A 6,000-nucleotide genomic window follows, 5' to 3' on the forward strand; every position below is an offset into this window, starting at 1 on the left:
AATGATCATTTAGTTCAATTTGAATAAAAGAGTTGAATAGCATGCGATTTACTTTTTTAGATTTGATAATGAAGTATTATTCAGTCTTATTCACTTGTATGTTAGCAATAGGAGCAATGTATAAGCAAAAACTATTTAAGATAATATGATACATCTCAATGTGGGAGCTTCTGTAATATTGGGCATTAGTAGATAGTAATGAGGGCGTTGGTTTGGCATTTTATATGCATAAAGATAGCGGTGATACGTAGTTGAATGATACTATATGAGCTATATTATACAAAAGATTTTTCGTGATATTTTGCTTCAGCAGTATTGTGAAATGGATGTGAAAGCAGGGATATTTTTTTATAATGAAAATGAGAAAGATAATGGTGTTTTTGGGGGAAGGGATTTAAAAAGGATGATGCTGTACTCTCCTCCAGTTCCCAATGTTGGTGTTTTTGCATTTGAGAGGGTATATAAGAGATATTTTATTGTTTTTTCAGTTGTTTTTTTATTTCATATATTATTTTTCTACTTGTAATACGCACGAGAATTATTTTGGCTGATTCATTTAAGAGTGGAATGAAATGAGGGAATTTCATGAGGGGTGGTAAAAAGGGTAAAATAATAAATTATCACTATAAATTAATATGTTGAGTAATTTTTGAGGTATATCCTGTGGAGAGATATTAGGAGATAAAATGAAAAAGCTAAGAAACGAGATGCTTTAAAAGTAAGACAGAGATTTGTGTCGTACAGATAAGAGAAAGCCCATGAAAATAGATGTATGGCTTTGTCTGTCGGGGAATGGTGTTGTTTTTTTGCATCATTTTATCTTTAAAAATTAAAAAATGTTTAAAATTAAAAAAATTATTGAAATGAGAAAGGATTCGTTTTATAGCATCCCTTGCCCAAAGTCGCACGTGCCTGTGGGTGTCCGCTGGTTCTCAAATGGTGAGATTAACCGGTACGGTACCTGGAACTAACCGCTCCAGTCATTCTTACAGCCAATTGCAAGAATGAGGGCATCTTGAAGCAACGACGGTGCGGGCCTTTCTGGTGTCTTCCAGTTTTAAAATGCTGGGATAACTATAGAGGCACACCTCATTGCCTTCAGTGCGGAAGTGGTTTTCTCAACTCCAATCAAAAAGGCAGATAAAATGGGATAACGCGGTTTTTGCGTTATTCTTTCGCTGCATGCAATGCTAATTTCTGTTTTTTATAATCAGAATGGGGATGGTTGTTGTGTGTTTTTTGTCCTTTGGCTTTTGGCAGCTTAGGTTGTCTTAAGCATAGAGTGAGGGAGTGTTCCCTCAAGGAGAATTGCAGATGGCAACACAACGTATTCGCGATTTTCTTGCAACACATCGTTCTGAAGGTCCATGCTTAATTGTTGATCTTGATGTTGTTCGTGATAACTATTTAAATTTTGAAAAAGCTCTGCCACAGTCTCGCATTTTTTATGCAATAAAAGCGAATCCAGCACCGGAAATTTTATGCTTGCTGAGTTCTTTAGGATCTTCTTTTGATGCGGCTTCTGTTGCAGAAATTGAAATGGCTTTAAAAGCAGGGGCAACGTCAGAGCGTATTTCTTTTGGAAATACTATTAAAAAAGAGCGTGATATTGCGCGAGCCTATGCATTAGGTGTTTCGCTTTATGCGGTTGATTGTGTTGAGGAAGTGGAAAAAATTGCGCGCGTTGCTCCAGGAGTACGTGTTTTTTGCCGCGTTCTTACCGATGGAAAAGGTGCAGAGTGGCCATTGTCACGCAAATTCGGTTGTGTCCCTGCTATGGCAGTTGATGTGCTAAAACAAGCACACCAACTAGGTTTGCAAGCTTATGGTGTTTCTTTTCATGTTGGGTCTCAGCAAGTTGATTTGAGTGCATGGGATCGTGCTTTATCAGATGCCGCTACAGTTTTTAAGTGTTTGGAACAAGAAGGTATTTCGTTGAAACTGGTAAATATGGGTGGTGGTTTTCCAACGCGTTATTTGAAAGATGTTCCTACAGAACAAGCTTATGGTACGGCAGTTTTTGATTCATTGAAAAAGCATTTTGGGAATCGTATCCCTGAAACGATTATTGAGCCAGGGCGTGCAATGGTTGGTAATGCTGGTGTTATTCGTACAGAAGTTGTGCTGATCTCTAAAAAAGCTGACAATGATAATGTCCGATGGGTTTATCTTGATATTGGGAAATTTAATGGCCTTGCTGAGACTATGGATGAAGCTATTCGTTATCCCATTGAAACACCTCATGATGATAAGGTTATGGAACCTTGTATTTTAGCGGGGCCAACATGTGATTCGGCCGATGTTCTCTACGAAAAAATACCTTATCCACTGCCTCTATCTCTCACAATAGGAGATGAGATATTGATTCATGGAACTGGCGCTTACACAACAACTTATGCATCCGTCGCCTTTAATGGTTTTGAACCTTTGCGATCGTATGTGATCTGACATTTCCTTTTGACTATAGTTTTTTAGATTTTTTGCTATGCTAGTCATTGTGCTATAAGAGGGCGGATATAAAGATGAACATGATTAATTTTCAAACAAAAAATGGGGCATGTTTTACACTTTTATTGGAGCAAGAAGCAGATAAGCCTTATAGAGAAATGTTGCTTGATTCAATGATGGGCTATGGACGTAAACGTAAGTCATCAGAGTCTTTACGGCGTGGTCGGTTGGCGGCTCAAGGGCTTTCCTTTGTGGTTAAAAATGCACTTGGAGAGCTTGTGGGAAGTGTACGTCTTTGGCATGTTTCTTTTTTTAAAGAAAAAAATGAAATACAACATGCTTTACTTTTGGGGCCTTTAGCTGTTGCAACTGAATGTGCTGGTATGGGAATAGGATCAATGTTAGTTCGTCATGCAATTGAAAAAGCAAAAAAATTAGGTTATGGCGCTATTTTATTGGTAGGGGATTTTGAATTTTATCAACGTTTTGGCTTTTCAAATCGCTTAACAGAAAATTTGGCAATGCCTGGTCCTTATGAAAAGCATCGTTTTCAAGCGTTGGAACTGATACCGAACTATCTTTCTGGGTGTTATGGTACTTTGATTCCTAGTGGAGAACGAGAAGTTTCGAGTCGTGTTCAGCATCATAAAGTGGCTTGAAGATTGTATTTATTTTGTTGTTCAACAATGCTGTATTGAGAGTATGGCATGCTGTTTTGACTGCTGCAAAAGCGTTTTATAGTATCGATTCTTGGGGGGGGGGGACGGTGATTGTATTATATGGCTGGTTTCTTACTTTTGATAATTTCAGTAAAGTTAGTAGCAATATATTAAAAGCTCATTTTTTTAAATAGTTTTATCTTTCATGAGATTAAAGAAAATAGATTTTTGAGTGTTTTTGTGTTCTTTTAAAACTGATATCATCATATAATTTTCCAACTCTCGATATCATTGGTAGATTTTGCATTGAAGCGGTTCGGTATTTTACTCTTTTCTAAACAGTTTTTATCTCTTTTCTTTTGATGCGTCAGGGAATGGTTTTGATTGATTCATTGTGAACAGATTTTAAGTAGGAAAATCTCTCGGTATTCGGATTGCGTGTTATAATATGTAATGAACTGATTTATAATGATATTTTATTGTTTCACATGTTGAATGAAAGACTCGAGTATTGTGAGATTCTCTCAATCCAAATTTAGTTCATGTTGAATCAATTAAAATCATTTTCTTGCACGTCAAAAGCAGGGTTGGCGTAGAGGTGAAAACACTATAAAAAGGAGTAAAATATCTCTTATGCATGCTTTCAGATGCAAGGATTTTAGCAACGATCCAAGAGCTGATCAATATAATGATGGTGCCAACTCGCTGCTTTATAATGCAACATGATGAACTATGTTTATGAATTAATGTATTATTACAAGCGGCAGTAGAATCAAAACTGTAAATATTAGTTTTTTTTAAGAGCGTGAAAAATAAAACTACATGGTTAAAAGATGCTTTTTGAAAAAAACACTCCATTACTTTTTTGCTATAAAGATAAAGCATTTTGCAATTGGTATGAGGGTGTCGAGTAAAGATGTTTTTCTTATTTTAAATTTTTTCGTTCAGAATTAAAAAACATTGTCCTGTACATTATAAGGGAAATGGGCACGTAAATAAAAATCATACGAATCTCTTTTATGAATCAATTTAAAAAGGAGATTACTATGGGGGAAGTAGGAAAAGGGAATGATAATATGAATATTCTTATAAGCATCAAAATTAAAAGAGTGAAGCACAGAAATTTTATCGGATAGTTTTCATGAAGTGAGTCGCGTAAAATGAAGTTGGCAGATATATGGAAAATTTAATGACAGGTATAAATTTTTGTTAGTGTTTTTTCTCTCTATGATGAAAAATCAAAGATCTTAAAACAATAGCTGCTTTATCTATGGAGTACAGCGCTTTAGAAGTGCTTTATTTTATATTATCTAAAACAATTTCGTATATAGAAAATTATTTTTTAATGTGTACAAAGTATTGATTTATAATTATAATTTAGTGTTATTCATATTTAATTAAAAATCCGAATATCGTAAGATTCTCTCATTTCAAATCTGTCTATCTTGAATCAATAAAAACCATTCGCTTGCACGTTACAAGCGGGATTAGCGTATGGATCAAATTTGTATAAGAAAGGACTAAAAATGGCTTTTATGAACCATTTTAATACAAGGGTTGTCGTAACATTGGAAGCTTGCAAATATAATAGTGGCGCTGGTTTGCTTTTTTAATAAATCTTAGTGACTTGGTGGTGAATCCATGAGGGGTGGTATTTTTTTGAGAAAAATAGTCATAAATGCCAAAATACCAAAGAGGATGGTTATGATAAAGAAAATATCACTAAAAGCCATAGTCATTGCTTGTATGCGTGCCATACCAGATAATTGAGAAAGAGCAAGAGTATACGAATCAAAGGTTTCTGTCTTGAAAAATAAAGTAAACTTCGAAAGCATTTCAGTTGCTTGTCTGTTTGAGTGGTTTATTGTTTCGGCTATTCGTTCATAATGGAAGTCTGTGCGTTTTGTCATGAGAGTACTGATAATAGCAAGCCCTACAGCGCCCCCTAGATTCCGTGTGAGATTAAAGAGTCCGGAGGCATTTTGCAGGCGTCCTGGCGGAAGTGTTCCTAAGGCAATGTTATTAACAGGAACCATACACAACATTATAGAAGAACCACGGAAAACTTGTGGCCAAAAGAGTTGCCAAAAATCCCAGTTGTCTGTGATAGAATTCGCCATCCAAGTTCCTATTGCAAAGCTTAAAAGTCCTATCGCCATCATCAAACGTGCATCCATTCGTGCGGAAAGATATCCGGCAAGAGGCGCCGTTAATAACATGACAAACCCTGAAAGAAACAATGTTTCTCCAATCGTGAGAGCATCATAATGGCGGATTTGGCTCAAATAGACAGGATAAAGATATGTGAGTCCATAAAGACCTATTCCCAAAGAAAAGGAAAAAATGGATGCAGCAGAAAAATTAAAATTAGAAAAAGTCGTAAGATCAACAATAGGCTCTTTTGCCGTAAATGCGCGCCAGAAGAAAAGAGCGGCAGACAAGATCATGATAATGAATAGGTTCCGAATCAGCCGATCATTTAGCCAATCATGACGTGCTCCCTCTTCTAGAACATACTCTAAAGTTCCTAGAAAAACAGCCATAGAAATGAGTCCCAACCAGTCAAATTTAGCCATGAGAGATGGATTTGCTTGATCAAAATCAATCAATTTCCAAGCGAGAATTGAAATAATAATCCCAAAAGGCACGTTAATGAGAAAAAGCCAGTGCCATGATAAGATATGACAGAGATAACCTCCGACTGTTGGACCAATAGTGGGGGCTAACGTTGCGACTAGTCCAACGATAGGGACAACAATTGGGCGCTTGGAAGGAGGAAAAAGTATATAAGAGGCGGAAAAAACATTAGGGATAATCCCTCCACCAATAAAACCTTGCAATGCACGGTAGATAATCATCTCTCCAATAGATGTTGCTGTTGCACAAAGAACAG

The 6,000-nt window shown here is 36.2% G+C and carries 3 protein-coding genes (1 of these 3 cut by a window edge); 2 read left to right on the forward strand and 1 reads right to left on the reverse strand.

Annotation, left to right across the window (positions count from 1 at the left end; genetic code table 11):
• The first annotated feature begins 1,314 nt into the window (after nucleotides 1-1,314).
• Entirely contained in the window at nucleotides 1,315-2,448 is a 1,134-nt protein-coding gene (locus MCY_RS06490; RefSeq protein ID WP_007347575.1) for a type III PLP-dependent enzyme, read from the forward strand.
• Nucleotides 2,449-2,522: 74 nt separating this feature from the next.
• Nucleotides 2,523-3,107, forward strand: a complete 585-nt coding sequence (locus tag MCY_RS06495; protein WP_007347576.1) for a GNAT family N-acetyltransferase — start codon at nucleotides 2,523-2,525, stop codon at nucleotides 3,105-3,107.
• Between the two features lie 1,619 nt (nucleotides 3,108-4,726).
• Here the strand turns inward: MCY_RS06495 and MCY_RS06505 are convergent.
• On the reverse strand, nucleotides 4,727-6,000 hold the 3' portion of the coding sequence (locus MCY_RS06505) for a DHA2 family efflux MFS transporter permease subunit (protein WP_007347577.1). Its footprint extends 298 nt past the window's final position; only the last 1,274 of its 1,572 coding nucleotides appear in the window; its start codon lies off the right edge, out of view — the gene reads right to left on this strand; its stop codon occupies nucleotides 4,727-4,729.

It is taken from the genome of Bartonella rattimassiliensis 15908 (assembly GCF_000278215.1).
In the GTDB taxonomy this organism is placed as follows: domain Bacteria; phylum Pseudomonadota; class Alphaproteobacteria; order Rhizobiales; family Rhizobiaceae; genus Bartonella; species Bartonella rattimassiliensis.